The sequence below is a fragment of the Bartonella sp. CM86QHHN genome (assembly GCF_042194695.1).
Lineage (GTDB): Bacteria > Pseudomonadota > Alphaproteobacteria > Rhizobiales > Rhizobiaceae > Bartonella.
Window position 1 is genome coordinate 1 of the sequence record NZ_JBHIND010000104.1, and the last position, 18,887, is coordinate 18,887.

15 protein-coding genes and 3 pseudogenes are annotated in these 18,887 nt (G+C 37.7%); 7 read left to right on the forward strand and 11 right to left on the reverse strand.

Features of this window, described 5'->3' with window-relative positions; genetic code table 11:
• The 7 genes and pseudogenes from ACFIKX_RS10345 to ACFIKX_RS10375 form a co-directional block, all read right to left on the reverse strand.
• On the reverse strand, positions 1-120 hold a 120-nt coding region (locus ACFIKX_RS10345), incomplete at its 3' end, for a transglycosylase SLT domain-containing protein (RefSeq protein WP_375627703.1).
• The gene (locus tag ACFIKX_RS10350) at positions 117-2,222 is read right to left on the reverse strand and encodes a glycine zipper family protein (protein ID WP_375628364.1); all 2,106 of its coding nucleotides are present in this window, start codon (positions 2,220-2,222) and stop codon (positions 117-119) included. The genes ACFIKX_RS10350 and ACFIKX_RS10345, both read right to left, overlap by 4 nt.
• Before the next feature lie 10 nt (positions 2,223-2,232).
• Positions 2,233-3,633 carry a hypothetical protein gene (locus ACFIKX_RS10355; protein ID WP_375628365.1) on the reverse strand — a complete coding sequence of 467 codons (1,401 nt, stop codon included), beginning with the start codon at positions 3,631-3,633 and terminating at the stop codon, positions 2,233-2,235.
• Positions 3,634-3,643: 10 nt separating this feature from the next.
• Complete coding sequence (locus ACFIKX_RS10360) at positions 3,644-4,525, reverse strand: hypothetical protein (RefSeq protein ID WP_375661255.1); 882 nt, start codon at positions 4,523-4,525, stop codon at positions 3,644-3,646.
• A gap of 1 nt (position 4,526) precedes the next feature.
• Positions 4,527-4,952: a hypothetical protein gene (locus ACFIKX_RS10365; RefSeq protein WP_375661256.1), complete on the reverse strand. Its 426-nt coding sequence runs from the start codon at positions 4,950-4,952 to the stop codon at positions 4,527-4,529.
• On the reverse strand, positions 4,952-6,409 hold the full coding sequence (locus ACFIKX_RS10370; protein WP_375661257.1) for a hypothetical protein: 1,458 nt from the start codon (positions 6,407-6,409) through the stop codon (positions 4,952-4,954). The genes ACFIKX_RS10365 and ACFIKX_RS10370 overlap by 1 nt, the downstream gene beginning before the upstream one ends.
• 1 nt (position 6,410) lies before the next feature.
• Positions 6,411-6,629, reverse strand: a pseudogene (locus ACFIKX_RS10375) (hypothetical protein); the annotation flags it as partial.
• A 171-nt stretch (positions 6,630-6,800) separates the two neighbouring features.
• Between ACFIKX_RS10375 and ACFIKX_RS10380 the strand changes: the two are divergent.
• From ACFIKX_RS10380 to ACFIKX_RS10390, 3 genes and pseudogenes are all read left to right on the forward strand, one after another.
• Positions 6,801-7,967 carry a tyrosine-type recombinase/integrase gene (locus ACFIKX_RS10380; protein WP_375627875.1) on the forward strand — a complete coding sequence of 389 codons (1,167 nt, stop codon included), beginning with the start codon at positions 6,801-6,803 and terminating at the stop codon, positions 7,965-7,967.
• 207 nt (positions 7,968-8,174) lie between these two features.
• Positions 8,175-8,375, forward strand: coding sequence for an AlpA family transcriptional regulator (locus tag ACFIKX_RS10385; RefSeq protein ID WP_015856172.1), 201 nt, complete (start codon positions 8,175-8,177; stop codon positions 8,373-8,375).
• A gap of 100 nt (positions 8,376-8,475) precedes the next feature.
• A pseudogene (locus ACFIKX_RS10390) lies at positions 8,476-9,072 on the forward strand (virulence-associated protein E); the annotation flags it as partial.
• 1,059 nt (positions 9,073-10,131) lie between these two features.
• Here the strand turns inward: ACFIKX_RS10390 and ACFIKX_RS10395 are convergent.
• From ACFIKX_RS10395 to ACFIKX_RS10410, 4 genes are read right to left on the reverse strand one after another with little or no spacing between them, the layout of a single operon-like run.
• Positions 10,132-11,124, reverse strand: a complete 993-nt coding sequence (locus ACFIKX_RS10395) for a hypothetical protein (protein ID WP_375613859.1) — start codon at positions 11,122-11,124, stop codon at positions 10,132-10,134.
• Entirely contained in the window at positions 11,093-11,707 is a 615-nt protein-coding gene (locus ACFIKX_RS10400) for a hypothetical protein (protein WP_375629491.1), read from the reverse strand. The genes ACFIKX_RS10395 and ACFIKX_RS10400 overlap by 32 nt, the downstream gene beginning before the upstream one ends.
• Positions 11,697-13,481 (reverse strand): MFS transporter, encoded by a 1,785-nt coding sequence (locus ACFIKX_RS10405; protein ID WP_375629494.1) that lies wholly within the window; start codon positions 13,479-13,481, stop codon positions 11,697-11,699. Before ACFIKX_RS10405 ends, ACFIKX_RS10400 begins: the two co-directional genes overlap by 11 nt.
• Entirely contained in the window at positions 13,474-14,712 is a 1,239-nt protein-coding gene (locus ACFIKX_RS10410; RefSeq protein WP_375629497.1) for a radical SAM protein, read from the reverse strand. The genes ACFIKX_RS10405 and ACFIKX_RS10410 overlap by 8 nt, the downstream gene beginning before the upstream one ends.
• A 736-nt stretch (positions 14,713-15,448) precedes the next feature.
• Between ACFIKX_RS10410 and ACFIKX_RS10415 the strand changes: the two genes are divergently transcribed.
• From ACFIKX_RS10415 to ACFIKX_RS10430, 4 genes and pseudogenes are all read left to right on the forward strand, one after another.
• The gene (locus ACFIKX_RS10415) at positions 15,449-16,582 is read left to right on the forward strand and encodes a tyrosine-type recombinase/integrase (RefSeq protein ID WP_375629500.1); all 1,134 of its coding nucleotides are present in this window, start codon (positions 15,449-15,451) and stop codon (positions 16,580-16,582) included.
• Positions 16,583-16,791: 209 nt separating this feature from the next.
• A complete protein-coding gene (locus ACFIKX_RS10420; RefSeq protein ID WP_011180791.1) occupies positions 16,792-16,992 on the forward strand; it encodes an AlpA family transcriptional regulator in 201 nt (66 codons plus the stop codon).
• Positions 16,993-17,090: 98 nt separating this feature from the next.
• The gene (locus ACFIKX_RS10425) at positions 17,091-17,303 is read left to right on the forward strand and encodes a hypothetical protein (RefSeq protein ID WP_375629503.1); all 213 of its coding nucleotides are present in this window, start codon (positions 17,091-17,093) and stop codon (positions 17,301-17,303) included.
• 162 nt (positions 17,304-17,465) lie between these two features.
• Positions 17,466-18,875, forward strand: a pseudogene (locus tag ACFIKX_RS10430) (YfjI family protein).
• Positions 18,876-18,887: the final 12 nt, after the last annotated feature.

Consider the following 18,887-nt stretch of genomic DNA (forward strand, 5'->3'; position numbering starts at 1 on the left):
TGCATTCGGATTGCCTCCACTTTCCACTTGCGCAACACGGTACAAATAACTCTCTGGCAAACCATAACGCGCTGCCGTTTGACGGATCGCTTGATTAACAGAAGGACTAGAACGGGTCATTTCGCATACTCTATTGAAGCACTAGGACCTAACCCTTTTGCTACAGCTCTAGAAACAATCTTCAAGCCTTCATCCGTTATCACACCGGCTTTATGCCACTTCAAAGCACTTTGAATCAATTTGGCAATTTCATTGCGCTCCATTCCTTTAACGCCAAAAGTTGCTAACTTCGCTATACCGCGCTCTAGCTCTTGTCTTGCCCGTAGCGCCTCTGGAGCATTCGGGTGGAAAAATATGTTTCGTGCTAATTTTAAGCCTTGAGCTGGTATATCAGGAATACTATGTGGTACACGAACTCCATCAAAAAGAGAAACCTCAGGAGTGCCTTCAAATTTGCTAAAACCCTCTTTTGCTGCATCAGAATAGAATTGCTCCTGATCTACTGCCTTTTTAAAAGTAGAAAACCGTTCCGGTCCTATGGTCCTTTCAAGATTCTCAGACGCAAGATTTTGTTTTAAAAGTTTAGAAAATTCATTAATAGGGTCATCATTTTTTCTGAGTAAATCATCTAAGGCATCTCTCATACCCATCTGATAGGTATTATTTTGTTTTGTCCAATTCCCTTTAGAAAGATTTTCCTGAACTGCATCCCTTTCAAAACTCTTTTCAAGCTTTGTTCCAAAAGCTTGTCTACCTTCCTCAAAGCTATCTGCAAAGTTTTTGAATTTTGCTGCACTACCGCGTGCTGCTTTATAAGTAGGAGAGATTTCGTCCATTATTTTTACCAAATTTTGTTTGAGGACTTCGTATCCTAAAATCTTTTGGTTATCGCCATGTTTCTTACTTTTTTCGATTAAATCATCGAGAGACTGCTTAGTTTGATCTAATAACTCTATCGTAGGTTTATAGGTTATACTGCTAAATCTTCTATCATAAAACCTTCTAGGATTTATACTGAGAGGGTGTTCCTCTAAAGTATTGACAGCTTCTTTAAGAGCTTTTTGAAACCCTTTATTTTCAAAAAGTTTATTAAGAGCCGGATAATACTCTCGTCCTATCGGCGTTTGCCTTGCTTGTTCATAAAGATGATCATGCGCTTCTTTCCCTTGCTGTTTAAGCGTCCTGCTTAAAGTATCGCTATGCTGGTATGGAACAATTGTCTGCTCCATCATATCATAAAGACGTTGAACAGAACCTCCCAATCTTTTCTCATGTGCTTGTTTCAAGAGATTATAAACATCTTCATTTGTTTTAGACGCATTCCACAAAGTCTGTCGTAGTTTTTCATTAATATCTGTCAAAAATACTTCCTGAGGTTCTGAGCTAAGACGTTCCGTGATCTTTTGGGGTTTATTATCGTAAAGTTGCTTGGCAACTTCTCTCAAAGCTTTATTTGAAACCTCTTTACGAGCAGGATTAAAATAATTCCTTACAAGTGGAGGCGATTTTAAAGCATTTCCTAAACTACGAACTGCCTTAGAAATACCTATACCTCCTAAAGCAGCAACCGGCGTCAAAACTGCCCCACCAACACCACCGGCTAATGCCGAATTCACCGTATCATTGTAACCTTTTCCTGCACCAGAACCATGTAAAGCTCCAGAACCTGCCCCAACAATAGCTCCCCTACCTAAACTTCCTAAAGTCGAGCCTGCTCGCAAAAAATTTAAAGCAGGGATCCCCAATGATGCTAATGTTGGTAAAATCGAACCAGCAATATAAGCACCAGAAGATAACCATGGATGTTTCTCTTCCAAGGCTTTTTGGTAAGCACGTTCCTTGGCTACTCTTCTATTATAAACCTCTTCTGCCTTTTTATCGCCGCTCCAATAATCCGTAAAACCTGCTTCATTCGCCGCTTGTATCTCATCACTGTACCCTGCTGTAAGACCAGATGTACCATGGCTTCTAACAGCATCCCACCACGTAAGATCTTTATCATCAAATGCAAAATCTTTGAATGTTTCTTGAGTATTTGGAATATCTTGAACTGGACCAATTACTTTATATTTCCTAGCCCACTCAGGGAGACGTGATTTATCATAATCCTTAAGTTCAGGATAATTTGTTTCCTTTTGAACATCTTCAGCAATACCAATAACCTTATACTTTCTAGCCCATTCAGGAAGAAGTGACTTATCATAATTCTTAAGTTCAGACATGAAACACAACCTATTTTCTTATAGTCATTCTTTTACCATCGGCATCAATAACAATAAAATCTGCTCCTTTCGGTAAGGCTTCAATTTCTTCTGCACTTTTTACTACAGGCGCATTTGCACTATGTCCTTGCTGTGGAGCTTTAGAATGCAACTGTGAGGTAACCTTATCAACACTCTCTTGCGTTAATTCAATGCTGCTGTCTTCTAGCAATTTCAATACGTCTAATTTCATCTTAGACAAAATCTGATGGATTTTTTTCAACCTAAACAAGAGCTCTTTATGACCCAAGTCGTACTTTATCTCTCCTAAATAGCTCTTTAAGATATCAAGCTCTCTTTCTGTAAGGTTACCAAAACCAGAAGCACCATTGCGTGAATACCGTCTCATCGTTTCTAAACGGTCAATACCTATACGGTTTTTAATGGAATCAAGCAGTGAACGCATATCACGGTGTTGAGGAACCTTAAAAGAAGCTTGCCAATCAGCAAGATTTCCCGTAGCCCAATCACCATTCTCTTCTATATAATTCATAAAACGTTCAATGTCATGGAGTGTATTACTACTGATAGCTTCACTATTTTTAAGATCTATTGTTTCTCGTAGGCGGTCCATTTCTTCTTTAGATCTAGCATCATAACCGCCGTTCACTTTTTGTAATAGAAAAGCATTCAATGCATCTTTATTCCCAGCCATGAACCGCGCCTCTTCTTCACTGTACCCTTTAGATTTTAGGTATTCGACGGTCTGATTAACCTGCCCTCTTTGTTTATCTCCTTCGTTAAGACGCTTCACACCACTTGCAAGCGCATCCCACCCAGAACCGCCTGACGGTGCTGCCGACATACCTGCAAAAAGATCTTGAAGCTTTTTATAAAAATCAGACTGGACAAACTTTTCAAAACCAGTTCGAGTATCTACTGGAGAAGTTTGTGACTGTGGTGTTGAAGCTGCCTCTACTATAGGCGTAAGTTGTTTAATCTCCTGTGCATTAGGGAGTGGTGGATGATTACCAACACCAAATGGTATTTCTGCTTCAGGAACCACATAAGGTTCCTTCTTCTCATGATATACTCCATCCGGAACAATAGTTCCTATTTGAGAAGGCGCAAGAGAACCACTCTCAAACGGTTTATCAATAGAAATTGCACTAGGAGTAGCAGGACCTTGATGCTGCTGTATGACTCTCTGCAACAGATTCATTTTATCAATAGGTCTCTCACCAATCTTCGGAATAACCATTCCTAATAGCTTTCGACCATAGATCTCTTCACGCTTTTGGCGTTCTCTTTCCTCCTTAACTCCAGCCCATTTATTTTTCTGCACTGGTAACGTATATGGCAAAATTGCACTAGGATATATAAAACCTTCTGCACCAATTCCAGACATTGTAAATAAAGGATCTTTTCTCATCTCTTTACTCCTATACACCGAATTTTTTGCCTAAAAATGCGCCAAAAGGCTTAGAAATATCAGGAATACCCATAAAACTTGTCGCAAGACCTGCTACTGTCGCAAAATTCTTCCAAGGGTCGTTGCCTTGCATCATAGAGGCTGTATTATTATTCGTTGTCGTGCCGTAATTTCTTGCAAAGCCATGACCGGCGTTCATAAGCATATTCAACCTATTCCAGCCGCTATTGTCTTGTTCCAGCCAACGTTCTCTATTGGCATCAACAAGGCGTTGATTGTAGTCATTAAGAACAGATGACCCCTGCAACATATTCGAATAGGCATTATTATAAGAGGGGAATAAGTTGCTTATCATGCCTAAGCGATACTTATTAAAATCACCAAGTAAGGCATTAGCATGTAACATATCCTGCTTATTCTGACGGTAATGATTAATCCTAGCACTTTTAGACAATGCATCAAGTTCACGCGCCAACACTTTTGTATGCGCACCAGATCCATAACCACCAGCACCTACAAAAGAGCTGTTAATCGTATCTCTCACATCATCCATAGATTTTTTAAGTACATCTTCAAAATCCTGATCATAGCCCCCTTTATAACTAGAAGCCAATTCACCAATATTTCTTTCTGCCTGCATGGGAGTATTCATCAAATGATTCATATAATTTTGATATTGATGAGGAATAGCTCCAAGACCTCCGATTGCTTGATAAGTTGGAGCACTTAAAGGTGCAACACGAGGTCCTCCATACACATTACCACCCATCCCTGTATCATACATGTTATACGCATCTGCACCCCCTCGCTTAAATACATTCTGCATCCAAGCGGGAGGGGCGCTTGTTTGTACCTGCTTCTGTTCTGTCGTTGCTGGTCTACTGCTCCCCATGTCACAATTCCTTCCTATAATAAAGCATCGTTATGCCATAGCCTTGCTTGTCCAATGCGCGCTTCCAACCTAAACGACCCAAGATCTCCATTTCAGAAGCCCCATTCTCACGCGCCCAATCCTCTACAAATGTCAAATTATCAACTTGATCAAGAACGTCCTTGCCACTACATTCACAAATCAGTGCGCGCTTCTTTCCTAAAACTGTCTGCTGTATCTGGGTCGTGAATGCCGCTAAAAAGCGCTCGTCATCATCCAAAACAAGCCATAACTGTTTCTTGCCACTGCAAATCGCTTCAAGGAGCTCTTGCAACGTGATTTCATGTTTGAAACGCTCTACATACTCTCTAAAGGATGCAATGATGTCTTCAAGATAAGGCGCTATACGCTCCATATCCCAAGACGTGGTCAAAAAGACTTTTGCCATTACCCTCTGCCTAAAGGACGTAAATCCACATTAAATCCTGTGATTTGGTTCCAATGAACACCTTCAGGAATACGCAATTTAAAGCGGTGATAACGATTGCGCGAACGACCATGATAAGCACCCGTGACATATGAACATGCCCTCTCTTGGTGCCATGTAATCGGTGTCTGATTATTGCGAAGCCGACGCTCTCCTATGCTTAAAAGACCTTCCGTCGTATCAACTTCAGCAAACATCTTCGTGATAAAGTTAAAACTTCCATCTGGTGCTCCCAATTCTTGCGAAACAACCGTTGCCTCCATCGGTGCTCCCGTAAACATAACAAGCCGATTTTCATCATCAAAAGCACCAAGCATTGGGGCGCCACTTTGCCAACGAGGGCTGTCTAAAGAAGCCGGCAAGGACTCAAGATTGATCGAGATCTCATCTAACTGTTCTAAAGTATACCCTGTCGTAAATACTGGAAACAACGTGAAAGGTTTTCCCTGTAGCGTCGACCATTTCTGCAATCCCCAATCATAAACAAAGGTCGTTTGCTCGTTATTGCCTCTCTTTAAGGACCAGTAAATCCGGTTATCAATGGGATCTATAACCCCTTGCATCTCATCAAGAGCAAACTTATCAAAGGTTTTAAAAACTGTTCTATCAACCTTCTCAAAGCCTATCGGCAAAAGTTGACCATCCAAACTCATCTGATAAAAACCACCATCACTCGCAAAAAAAGCATCACTCCCTCGACACGCTATAGAGGCTGCACTGCGCGCTCCGCGCTTGTCTTGGATCTTTTGAAAACTGTATACAAGTTCAGCCCCTGGAGTAAATAAACCAGCGTAAATAGCAGAACGCATAAAAATAAGGGGATTGGTGGATTCCGTCGCCCCTTGCACATATTCTCCATCTGGAAAATCTATATGATCACATTTTTTTTTACCTATTTCCCATAAAGTTACATCGTTCAAACCTGACCAATGAATGCGATTGGGATTATCTGTCAATTGCATCAAACAAACAAAAGGTCCCCAAACTTTGACCAATCCTGCTTTCGGTGGATTTCCTTCTAAATCTTCAAACCGTTCAGAACTAAGGACCTTGAAAACTTGCGGCTTATCATTTTTATTCACCGCAATAACCATGTTTTTAAAAAGAGCAAACGACCATTTATTCTCCTCATTTGCTTGATAGGTCACACCACTTTGACTTATGTCTTTCCAACCCTTCGTTTGACTATCATAACTGTAAAGCTTTTTGGCTCCTCCTACGATTATCTTAACACCATTGCCACTTCTAAAGGCTATGCACCCCAACGGCTTTTCTTCTAAAGCATGAGACACTACCATTGCATTAGGCATCGGAATGTAACAGCCATCAGCCGGTAAAACATTCACAAGCATATCCGTAAAACTGCCGTTGACAACCGCAACATCTGGTCTGTAATCAGCGATTGGAAAATAAACCATATTAGAAATCCGTCGGAATTATTCGAGTGACGTTATGACGTTGAGACGTCTCTGCACGCAATTCATGCAACTGTTCGTTAAAGTCATTGTACGCTGCTGTTGCACAATCGGGTCCTTTAAGGATATTCTTGTAAAGTTCGTATTTTGCACGCGCCTTAATCAAATCAAACGCGTGCACAAACCATGGATGCTCCTCATCAACACTCTCTATCTCTACAAGGCATTGATTTATAATGATAATATATCGTTATTCATATTGAATGAGAGTCCCGAATAACCTAAGATTGTCTCATTTTAAATCAGTTTATATTGCTTCAATCAAAACCACTCATTTGCACATAACAAGTGGGATGAATGTGTGGATCAAATTTATATAAGAAAGGAGTAAAAAATGGCTCTTATGAACCGTCTTAATGCAAGATCTGTCGCAACATTGGGGGCTGGCAAATATAATGATGGTGCTGGCTTGTTACTTCATAAGCGTAAAGATGGAGGTGCTCAATGGATTTTACGGTATACCCTTCACGGACGTCGTCGTGAAATGGGCTTGGGAGCGTTGCGAGATGTCTCTTTAAAACAAGCCCGTGAATTGGCAACTGGGTGGCGTTCGGTTTTACGTGAGGGGCGTGACCCCATTAAAGAACGCAATAAACAAAAGCGTGAGGCAATAAGCAATCTTCATTACTTAAAAGATATTGCCGTAGATGCTTTTGAAAGTCGGAAAGCTGAATTAAAAGATGATGGTAAGGCTTGTGATTGGTTTTCACCTTTACGTCTTTATATTCTCCCTAAATTAGGCTGTCTACCCGTTTCAGAGATTACTCAAACAGAGATACGCAATACTCTTGCCCCTATTTGGCATACAAAAGCTGCAACAGCAGAGAAAGCATTGATACGTCTTAATCTTTGTCTTAAACATGCGGCTGCATTAGGTTTGAATGTTGATTTACAAGCAACAGAAAAAGCACGCGCGCTCTTAGGCAAACAACGCCATAAAACGCAAAATTTTCCAGCTATGGATTGGAGAAAGGTTCCGGCTTTTTATAAAACACTTTGCGAAACAACAACAATGACACAACTGGCTTTACGTTTGCTTATTCTGACAGGCGTTCGTACTTTTCCTTTATGTCATATCCATAAAGATCAAGTTGATGGGGATATATGGACTATCCCTGCTGAAAATATGAAAGGAAAGCGTGATACAACAAAAGAGTTTCGCGTGCCTCTATCATCTGAAGCATTAGACATTTTAAAACAAGCGCGCCTTTTATCACGCAATGATTTCTTCTTTTCTGCAACAGGTCGCGGTCCCCTCGCGCATAGGTGTATGGCTCAATATATGAAACGTATTGGACTTGAAGCCTGCCCGCATGGCTTTCGCTCTAGTTTACGCAATTGGCTTGCTGAAACAACCGATGCCCCCTATGAGGTCGCTGAAACCATTCTAAGTCATACAGTAGGAGGTAAAGTAGAGCGTGCCTATCGTCGGACTGACTATTTAGAACAGCGCCGCGTTTATATGGATAAATGGGCGGCTTATGTCACGGGTCAATCTTAAGATATGGGGTAATTTACCCCATGATCTGTGGATAACTTTAGCTCTCTTCTCTCTCATTTTTTCTCAATAAGAGTCATAAATTATCACATCAGAAAAACTATGATAAAATATTGTTTTCTATAAATAAAATACCTTCAAAAATGAACCAAAATGTGCTTAATAAATAGGCATGATTTATTTCCATTTTTATAGTGAAAGGATTTTAGAATGACAGAAAATGATATTCTTTTAACAGACCGTGAAAGTGCAAAATTGCTTCATATGAGTGTCTCAACTTTCCGCCGTCATGTGACCAATGGCTCTCTCCCAAAACCTTTAAAATTTGGTTTTTTATCCCGTTGGTTACAATCGGATCTTTTGAATGTAATCGAACAAGCAAAACAGCAACGTTATAACGACGCGGCATAAAAAGAAAACCTTGTCACGTAAGGACGGACAAGGCTTTCTCAAACTCATCACCCTAGAGATAGCACAATCCGTCCTATGACGCAACGTTATAGGATTTACAATGATGTGTTCTTTTAAGAATGCGCAAGGTATCACACGTGCATTACGTGGAGTTTGGCATGGGCGTTATGGACTTGCTCATTGCCCTGCTCATGATGATAGGCTGCCTAGCTTATCCCTTGCCAATGGACATGATGGGCGTTTATTGCTCTATTGTTATTCTGGCTGCTCTTTTAGAGAGATCATACAAGCGCTTATTAGAATTAGATTGCTTGGAAAACAAGCTTATGATCAGACGCTCTCTTTCTCCAAACAGTTTTGTGCTGATCTCAAACGAGCAAAACAGAAAGCAGAGAGAGCAAAAGCAATTTGGCAACAAAGCCAACCTATTAAAAACACTTTAGCAGAAACCTATTTACGTATGCGGGGTATTACATGTGATTTGCCTCCTGATTTACGCTTTTACGACAAATGTTCGCACCCCTCTGGGGTTACACTGACCGCGTTGGTGGCTCTTGTTAAGGGCGCTGGCTCTTTCGCCATTCATAGAACCTTTTTACAAGCCAATGGTTGCAAAACAGACCAAAAACCAGCAAAAGCCATGTTGGGATCTGTAACAGGTGGTGGGGTGCATTTAAGCCAAGCCAATCCAAAACATAAGGAATTATTTAACAAACTTTAGAGCTTTTATGCTGTTACAACTATCTTCGTGAAATTTATGAAGACAAAACCCAAAAGGCGGTCGGCCTACAAAACGCTATGAATAGCTCACCTTGGTGAAAAATCATAGGACCACACAATAGAGAAATCTCTTTTGACAGTTTTTCAAGCCAATCGCTCAACGCTCTTTTTAGTGACATTCTCTTCATTGCTCTTTTTTCAAAGAAAATGATCAGAGTTCTTCTTACAAAGAGTTTTGTTGCTTTTGGAGAGTTATTCCAATGTTTATGTTATTTTTTTAATAATAAAAAATAAAAAACATTATATTTTAATATTTTTGTTTAGGATCTTGAGCTACTCTATGGAAATTTCTATTTTTGTAAAAAATCCAAACGTGAAACAGCATGGTAAAATATATTTTTATGACGTTGGTGATGATCTCAAGAGAAAAGAAAAAAACCTTACGATAATAGGAGTCATTTGGGAGTATTGATGGTATTAAGTGAATATCAGCTACAATATCATTGGGATTTATATTACTCGTAATTGGCATTTTGGATGCATGGCTCATTTGTTCTGCGAATTATTGGACTTGAATGTTTAATCTATAAAGCCCAGTATTGATGATATTAGAATAAAAGCCATCTTGATTTGTAAGTTTAATCGAATGCAAATTGAGAACATTCGATATAATAACAAGCGTATGCTTCTTAGCTAGCCCCTTTTAAGTAAGATAATAAGTCCACCTGCCATACTGTTTTGATTGGGGTTGAGCTCAGCTTTATAATAAACATCAAGCTTAAAAATACCGTTCGCTTATTTTGAGTTACATCAAACTGAAATACCTATAATTCTTTCTCATCAAAAATCTTGAATAAAAAAGGCAAGTTGCTGCTTAAATTACTGCTAATATCAAAAAAATCAAAGCCAATTTTGCCACCATCTTTGACACTTTTAGTATATAAGATCCCGATACATGAGACAAGCACCATATCGTTCTTCCATCGGTATGTCCTATATCTATTCACGAAACATAGCTGCTTCAGAGTGGGAAATACTATATATTTGTAGCAATTTCTTTTAATTGATTCATATCAAAATACAAATCCGATACCTTTTGGCAAAATTTATCAAGATAAATAAACAATTCATCAGAGAGAGATATCTTTTTTTCTCGAATTCTCATTAAATCCTCAGTTTTATTATTTAACGGATGCGCTTCAAAATTACTTGCACGATTTCCTGCTAATTTGGTAGGCATATAATGATTTATGATGTTACAAAAACTACAATCTAAAGGGCCTGAAACATTACTTCCAACCATACCAACGTAGTTATTTTTATTCTCAAAACACTTATATAATTCTTTAATATTACTTGCAAATGGCTTATAGACAAAAGCATTATAGCCATATTCGTGAATTTTTTCATAACCACATTTCACGAATGTCTCATCAGCGATATTTAAGAAACCCAAATCTGGAATTTTTGAAGGAAATTTCACAGGCTGTTCTATTCCAAACAAATTATTCTTATCTATCCTATCAATAAAATAATTCCACTGCTCAAAATTAATACTTGCATTGAAATCAATAATAAATTTTACATTTTTGTTTTCATTAACAATTGCAATTGTATCATCCAAATACTGATTCGATGATTTCAATTTTATCAAATCGTAATTACGTATCTCATCATCAATAATTGCACCTATTCCTATCGTTTTAATAGATTTCATTAATCCAGAATTAATAATTTTAGCCATTTCAACTTTTTTAAAAAAATCTTCCAACCCAAAGAAATAGCTTAAAGAATTTGCAAAGTGTTTACTTTTATTTATTGATCGTTCATTTACAGATTTTATAAAATCGTCCGGCATTTCTCCGTGACTAGGTGACAATGGCAACTCCATAGCAAAGGGCGAAATAACTTTATCCTGAGCAGTAAATAAAATTATCAGTTCTGTTTTTTCAACTAACACACCAGAAGAACTGTGAAAAGAATCCGATAGTTTATATTTATTGGTGTAAACTCTGATGCGTATATCCATATTTTATCTCACAGCCAGAAAAAAAATCCCGTATCATATTTAACTGAAATCTATTCTCATACTTTTTTCTATTTTCAAAATTAACTAAAATGAACTCGGGAGTAGCGATACGTATTAGAGCTAACACTTCTGCCAAATCGAATCTCTCCGATAAAGTAATCGTCACACTATATGGTACGCTATCTTTTTTCATACATTCTATGTTACGCACCCACGTTTGTTTATATTTTTTACTGTCTAGATTTCTTATCTCTGAAATAACATCTGTGCCTATTTGTATCCCTAAAAAGAACGGATTACTCTTTAATAGCTTCAAATATGGTTGAATATAGATGTGCCCCCCTGTTGCAATCCGAAAATATTTTTTGCAAATGAGACACATACAAGTATATTTATGAAGTAAATCATAATCGAGCTCAAAAGGCTCTCCACCAGAAAGAATAATAAAATCAGATTTTATGTCATTTATTGTATATAAAGATTCAGGCAACGCGTCATCTCTCACCATATATTCCATCGAATACGGACAATGATTGCAGCTCGCACTGCAATTTTCATTACAAATTACAATATTATCGCCCATGAAATTCCTTATTCAAGTTCATATAATCCAATACTAATTGTTTCATGAAAATATTTTGGTATAGACAAAGATCAGAAATTTTTTTAGCCACAAACGCTTTTATCATTGGTAAAGCTTCATCCTTTGATATAGACAGCAAATGAGAAATATAGTCTATCCGTTCTTCTAAATTGAGAGATAATCTTGGACTGGTGAAAAATGTTAAGATATCCAATTCCGGACTGGCTTCTTGACATAAATCCCAATCCACTACCATAAAAGAACTATCAGGAGTAACAATGATATTATCAGGATGTAAATCTCCATGTGATAAGATTATATTTTTGCTTAATCGATCTTGAAAGATCTTATTGATTTGATCAATAATCGCCTTTTGATGTAGCAAATCCATTTGACTCAATACAGTACCCCGGATAAACTCCCATTCGACTACTTCATCGCAAAGTGTTATCAAATTTGGTGCAGGATAGAGACTTTGTCGAAAAGAGCCATCCTTGATGTTTTCATTAATGCACGATGCTTCCGGATAAATTTGCCCATAGCAAAATTCTTGATGCTTGCGTTTCAAGAAATGTTGTTTTGACGATTGTGCATTTTCAGGCTGTAACCAAATGATTTCTTGTTTTCTGACAAAAATAATTAAAGCAGACACCCCAAAAATCACAGCCATAATCACTGCCAACCACAAATTAGCTTGCCAGAATGTTGAAAAAACATGACCGTATAAAAAACTGAATGCAAAGGATACAACAGCTGTAATAATGGCTGTAAATGATAAAACAGTCGCGATAGCTTTGGGATCAATCAGTGAATTTATAAGAAGAGACGACAGATAAGATCGATAAGCAGATTTAAAAACACATAGCAGTAAAAATCCTAATATAAGAGCCGCAATGATTTGAAATGACATGAGAAAAAAAGCAATGGTTACCATACAACCAATCATTAAGACGGGAAAAATAGGATTTTGAAACTTTGAAAAATACTTCTGAAACAATATATTGGAACTTGCTGAAAAAAAATTCCCAATGATAAAAATAATCGAAACCAAAATAGCAGGTTGAAATGGCAAAAAATCAGAAAATGCGATAGAAACAGTTCGATTATTAACCAAAATAGCAAAAGCTGAAACTGCACTTAAAAAAACAAGAGTGAAGCGATAAGGGTTTTTGACTTCTTTACGGCTGGCGCACATAACTGTGAAAATACTCGGATGAGCGTTGATATGAAAACTATCTAATCCCTTCGTCAGTTTTGAAAACATAAAAATAGCAAAAATTAATGAAAGGATTTGAAAAATTACAGGCAATGCAGGATGCACATAATAAAGTATTCCCCCTAAAAAAATAAGTACCGTTGTCACACTATAGGTAACAGCAGCCACTTCGGACTTAACGGAAAACAGTGTGCGATGCTTTGGTACTACAGAAAAGAGTAAACTATCTTCCGCACCTGAGAAACAAGCGGCCGCTAATGTGATACACAACAAATAAGTGGCGTAAGCAAAATATGCATAATTCATAAAAAGAGCTAAAAAACCGCAAAGAAAGAAAAACAGCCCAGTATAAATAACGCGCTTACTTCCATAAACATCTGATAATAAACCCAAGGGGACTTCTAAGATCAAAGGAAGCAATAAAAAATAACTACCGATTAAAACAATATCCGCTTGCGACAAATGCAATTTTTCCGACAAAAAAAGTGGTAAAACAGCAACCACTAGAGCAGTAGACTTGCTAACGCTATAAATCTTAAATTGCTTAACCTTATCCACAAAATACCTTCCCACGACATCCGCTACATGCGCCAGATTCTTTCAAAGATTTTAAAACGCTTTGAGCAGACCAATCTATTGCCTCATAATTTTGTAGATTCCCAAAAGCTTCTGAATAAAAGCAATTTTTTAAATCTCCATTATAGTCCAATACCAAGGATGAAAATGGAAATAAACACATTAACGGCGACGAAACGTACGCAGAATTTTCGCCTAAGTAATAATTAATACAATTTACAAAATTTTGTGACGTCCATGAGATTTTCCTTTCTTGGAACTTTTTATCTATATAAATCTGGAGGGGGGATTCTTTCCTTGATAATTCATCTCTCAAATGAAAAAGTGAGGCGTTTGGCGGAAGAATTTTGTTGCTTAAAGCCTTAGATCGATCCTTTGTATTATTGTTTCTAGAAAAACAAAATGACGACGTATCGAGCGGGTTAAATCCGATATAATCGACATCTTTGCTTATACAAAAATCGATAAAATTAATAATATTTTCTAGAATCTCTTTAGTAACTGTCGCTCTTATTCCTATACTTTGCAGAGGTTGAAGATTCTTAACTGTTTCAATGTTTTCCCACACGCGATCAAATTTATTCGCCCCCCGTATATCATAATATCCTTGGACACTAGTCGAATCCATAGAAATAACAATTTCTTTTATGTCATACTGTGAAATCCATAAATTTTTATGCAATAAGATGCCATTGGTATTTAATTCAACAGGCAGACCTAGTTCATTCAACGTTAATAAAATATCTTTAAGCCTCGGATGCATTAAAGGTTCTCCCCCAGAAAGCATCACTGAGGCAGCTCCTTTTTCTTTCAACATTCTAAATAAGGGTATTAAACTTTCTGGAGTATGCCAATTTTTTTCCTTAATCTTCCAGCAATCGCACATGATACAAGGGCTATTGCAATTCTGGATAATATGTATAATAGGTGTCACAGGTGCCCATAATTTTTTAAGATCAAAAATCGAATCTGACGCACTAATCAAGTTTTCCTTCTTTAAAAGAAAACCATTCTTTTCTAGTTCTCTTAACAAGATTGAAAAATCTGATGCTAAGACCTCTGTCTCTACATTAAGCTTTGCCGCAACAGTTTCAATTTTCTGATTCTGTAAAAAAACTGAATCAATTAAAATTATAGCTGAATCATTAAGCACAATAGTCTGAAAATCATTTAATCTAGTTATACTATTCTCGTCGAGATTGATACGAAACATTTCCCCTCCTAAATTGTTTCTTAATAATACAATGGATAAGGGCGCTGCTGCGCCCTTATCCTGCTTTTTTATTTTTTTCTATCTCGCGCCAATGGTTTATAACAAGTTAAACTTGCACTATTCACAGTACCAATCACCTGCGGCTTTTTATATGACATAACATCCTCCTCATATTGTTATTATGTACCTTGATATATATTAAAGATAATTATTATTTTGTAAATAGTCTAAAAATTTACAACTTTATAATTGTAAAGTCAATTTAACTGTATTACGCAATATTCAGTTTGGAAAATAAATTGGCCTATACCGGTATAAATCGAAAAACTCTTGTACTCAGCTAGTTTCCATTTTAATTATTAAGTTCATTCAAAAAGTATTATTCCTGTTTTCAATGGCTATTTCACTTTAATCACAATAAGAAATATGCAATGCTCTGCTTTATCAAGTAATTTTAAAAAGGTTTTTTGGGGCTGAAATAAAGAATAGTTGTTGCGTAAATCAGCTTCTCAGAAGAAAAATTTTTCAATTATTTTTCTGTTTTAATTGTAATTTTGTGAAATACTACTTGCGGTGAAATTACTTTTAAAAGAGGTTCTACTCGACGCCAAAATACAAACTTTTATTTCTTATTAAAGATACAATCATATTGATTTATAATGATAATTTAGCACTATTCATATCGAATAAGAATCCCAAATAACGTAGGATTCTCTCATTTCAAATCTGTGTATGGTTGAATCAACTAAAACCACTTGCTTGCACGTCACAAGCCGGCTTGTTACTTCATAAGCGTAAAGATGGAGGTGCTCAATGGATTTTACGGTATACCCTTCACGGACGTCGTCGTGAAATGGGCTTGGGAGCGTTGCGAGATGTCTCTTTAAAACAAGCCCGTGAATTGGCAACTGGGTGGCGTTCGGTTTTACGTGAGGGGCGTGACCCCATTAAAGAACGCAATAAACAAAAGCGTGAGGCAATAAGCAATCTTCATTACTTAAAAGATATTGCCGTAGATGCTTTTGAAAGTCGGAAAGCTGAATTAAAAGATGATGGTAAGGCTTGTGATTGGTTTTCACCTTTACGTCTTTATATTCTCCCTAAATTAGGCTGTCTACCCGTTTCAGAGATTACTCAAACAGAGATACGCGATACCCTTGCCCCTATTTGGCATACAAAAGCTGGAACTGCTCGAACAGCACTAATGCGTCTTAATCTTTGTCTCAAACATGCGGCTGCATTAGGGTTAGATATTGATTTACAAGCAGTAGAAAAAGCACGCGCTCTCTTAGGCAAACAACGTCATAAAAAACAAAGCTTACCAGCCATGGATTGGAGAGATGTGCCGGCTTTTTACCAATTTCTCTGCAAAACAACAACTATAAAACATTTAGCTTTGCGTCTGCTTATTCTGACAGGCGTTCGTACTTTTCCTTTATGTCATATCCATAAAGATCAAGTTGATGGGGATATATGGACAATCCCTGCTGAGAATATGAAAGGCAAGCGTGATGCCACAACAGAGTTTCGCGTGCTCCTATCATCTGAAGCAATAAAAGTAATTGAACAAGCCCGCTGTATCTCTAAAAGTGATTTCATCTTTTCACTTACCGGTCGTGGTCCTCTTTCACATACGATGATGGCGGCGTATATGAGAAAAAATAAAATTGAAGCCTGCCCCCATGGTTTTCGCTCTAGTTTACGCGATTGGCTAGCAGAAACAACCGATGCCCCCTATGAGGTCGCTGAAACTATTCTAAGTCATACAGTAGGAGGACAAGTAGAGCGCTCCTATCGTCGTACTGATTATCTAGAACAGCGCCGTGTCTATATGAATAAATGGGTGGCTTATGTCACGGGTCAAACCTAAAATATGGGGTGAATAACCCCATGATCTGTGGATAACTTTAGCTCTCTTCTCTCTCATTTTTTCTCAATAAGAGTCATAAATTATCACATCAGAAAAACTATGATAAAATATTGTTTTCTATAAATAAAATACCTTCAAAAATAAACCAAAATGTGCTTAATAAATGGGCATGATTTGTTACCATTTTTTTATAGTGAAAGGATTTTAGAATGACAGAAAATGATATTCTTTTAACTGACCGTGAAAGTGCAAAATTGCTTCATATGAGTGTTTCAACATTCCGCCGTCATGTAACCAATGGCTCTTTACCAAAACCCTTAAAATTTGGTTTTTTGTCCCGTTGGTTACAATCGGATCTTATCAATGTCATCGAGCAAGCAAAACAGCAACGTCAAAGTGACGCGGCATAAAAAAAACCTTGTCACGTAAGGACGGACAAGGCTTTCTCAAACTCATCACCCTAGAGATAGCACAATCCGTCCTGTGACGTAACGTTATAGGATTTACAATGATGTGTTCTTTTAAGAATGCGCAAGGTATCACACGTGCCTTGCGCGGGGTTTGGCATGGGCGTTATGGAAGCCAACCAATCAAAAATACTTTAGTCAATTTTACCTTTGCTACGCGTGCTTATAGCCAAGCCTTTGAGGTCCTTATGAGGCAAGCCCCGCATAACGCATATTTTAACAATCTTCTCTATCTTCTAGGGCAAATAACATGAGACAGGATAATAAAAATATTTTAGAGAATAATACGCCTTTAAATAATTAAGACTTGTTTAGAAGCCATTCCTTATGAAATCGCATTGCAACAAAATGGTTGGGGGGAATTAAAACTACTTGAGTATACTCTTTTACCTGTCGAGTCTTTTCATGCTGCGCAAATGCCTTTAACTTTAAGTCGCTATGTTTATGACGTTGCTGACCGTCAACAAGCGCCTCTTGATTTTGTGGCTGTCGCTGCTTTGTGTGGCTTGGCTGCTCTCATTGGCAATGGCGTGCGGATTGCTCCAAAACAACATGATGATTGGAAGATTGTCCCTAATCTCTGGGGGGCTCTTATTGGTCAACCTTCAACCATGAAAACACCTACCATGCAAGCCGCTTTAACTCCTATCACTTGCCTTCAAAAGAAATGGTATAAAGACTGGCTAAAGCAAAAAGAGAAACAAGAAATTGAAGAGATACTTGAAACTTTAGACAAATTCGAAAAGAAAAAACAAGCCCATAAAGCAATAAAAAAGGAGATCTTGAAACAGCCCATGCTCTTTTGTCTGAAACCCTCTCTAAAGACAATGCGCGTGATGATGATGTCTCTCGTTTTATTGTCAATGATGTGACCGTTGAAAAGCTTGGGGAACTTTTAAAAGCCCCCCCGTGGTCTCTTGATGGTGCGTGATGAATTATCCGGTTTCTTAACAGATATGGAAAGAAAGGAATATCAAACAGACCGTTCCTTTTATTTGGAAGCTTTTAATGGAGATGGTCAATTTACTTATGACCGGATTGGGCGTGGAACCATTTTTATTCCCAATGCAACCGTTTCTATTATAGGGGGCATTCAACCCTCTCGCATTCTCCCCTTTATACGCAATGTTTTATATGGCAAAGGCAATGATGGTTTCTTACAACGCTTTCAAATGCTTGTCTTTCCCGATGAGACAAAAGATTGGAAATGGGTTGATAGACCTCCCAATCAAGAGGCATGGGAAACTTATGAAGGAGGGGCATTTCGTTCTCTTTATGATAAACCCCTTGGTTCACCAGAATATCCGCTTGTGATGCGTTTTTCTGCTGAAGCTCAAGAGATCTTTCGTGAATGGATGCAAAAGATTTTTAAAGAAGCCAAAGAGAATAACCTTTCTGAAAGCTTACAAGCGCATCTTTTGAAAATGCCTAAGACCATAGTAAGTCTTGCATTGATTTTTGAATTAACCGAAGGGGGGCGTTTTGAAATCAATAAAGGTGCCCTTCAAACAGCCTTGCGATGGGAAAAATATCTGTTAAGTCATGCCAAACGTCTTTATGCGGCGGGGGATACATTTACAGCAGAGCGTGCAAAATTAATTGTTGAACGCTGTGATCATTTACCCGATATTTTTACAGCAAGGGATGTTTATAAACGTGATTGGAAATGTTTAACAGACAATCAAACCGTTAAGCAAGCTTTAGAGCTTTTATGTCGTTGTAACTATATTCGTGAAATCTCTGGAGAGAATAACTCCCAAGGCGGTCGACCTACCATACGTTATGAATGGCACCCCTTAGTGAAAAATCATAAAACATTTCAATGAATGAATTTTAAA

What these genes read in the sequence shown, in the direction of transcription:
- ACFIKX_RS10350 (WP_375628364.1), bottom strand. Translation starts at nt 2,222, where the DNA reads ATGTCTGAACTTAAGAATTATGATAAGTCACTTCTTCCTGAATGGGCT.
- ACFIKX_RS10355 (WP_375628365.1), bottom strand. Translation starts at nt 3,633, where the DNA reads ATGAGAAAAGATCCTTTATTTACAATGTCTGGAATTGGTGCAGAAGGT.
- ACFIKX_RS10360 (WP_375661255.1), bottom strand. Translation starts at nt 4,525, where the DNA reads ATGGGGAGCAGTAGACCAGCAACGACAGAACAGAAGCAGGTACAAACA.
- ACFIKX_RS10365 (WP_375661256.1), bottom strand. Translation starts at nt 4,952, where the DNA reads ATGGCAAAAGTCTTTTTGACCACGTCTTGGGATATGGAGCGTATAGCG.
- ACFIKX_RS10370 (WP_375661257.1), bottom strand. Translation starts at nt 6,409, where the DNA reads ATGGTTTATTTTCCAATCGCTGATTACAGACCAGATGTTGCGGTTGTC.
- ACFIKX_RS10380 (WP_375627875.1), top strand. Translation starts at nt 6,801, where the DNA reads ATGGCTCTTATGAACCGTCTTAATGCAAGATCTGTCGCAACATTGGGG.
- ACFIKX_RS10385 (WP_015856172.1), top strand. Translation starts at nt 8,175, where the DNA reads ATGACAGAAAATGATATTCTTTTAACAGACCGTGAAAGTGCAAAATTG.
- ACFIKX_RS10395 (WP_375613859.1), bottom strand. Translation starts at nt 11,124, where the DNA reads ATGGATATACGCATCAGAGTTTACACCAATAAATATAAACTATCGGAT.
- ACFIKX_RS10400 (WP_375629491.1), bottom strand. Translation starts at nt 11,707, where the DNA reads ATGGGCGATAATATTGTAATTTGTAATGAAAATTGCAGTGCGAGCTGC.
- ACFIKX_RS10410 (WP_375629497.1), bottom strand. Translation starts at nt 14,712, where the DNA reads ATGTTTCGTATCAATCTCGACGAGAATAGTATAACTAGATTAAATGAT.
- ACFIKX_RS10420 (WP_011180791.1), top strand. Translation starts at nt 16,792, where the DNA reads ATGACAGAAAATGATATTCTTTTAACTGACCGTGAAAGTGCAAAATTG.
- ACFIKX_RS10425 (WP_375629503.1), top strand. Translation starts at nt 17,091, where the DNA reads ATGATGTGTTCTTTTAAGAATGCGCAAGGTATCACACGTGCCTTGCGC.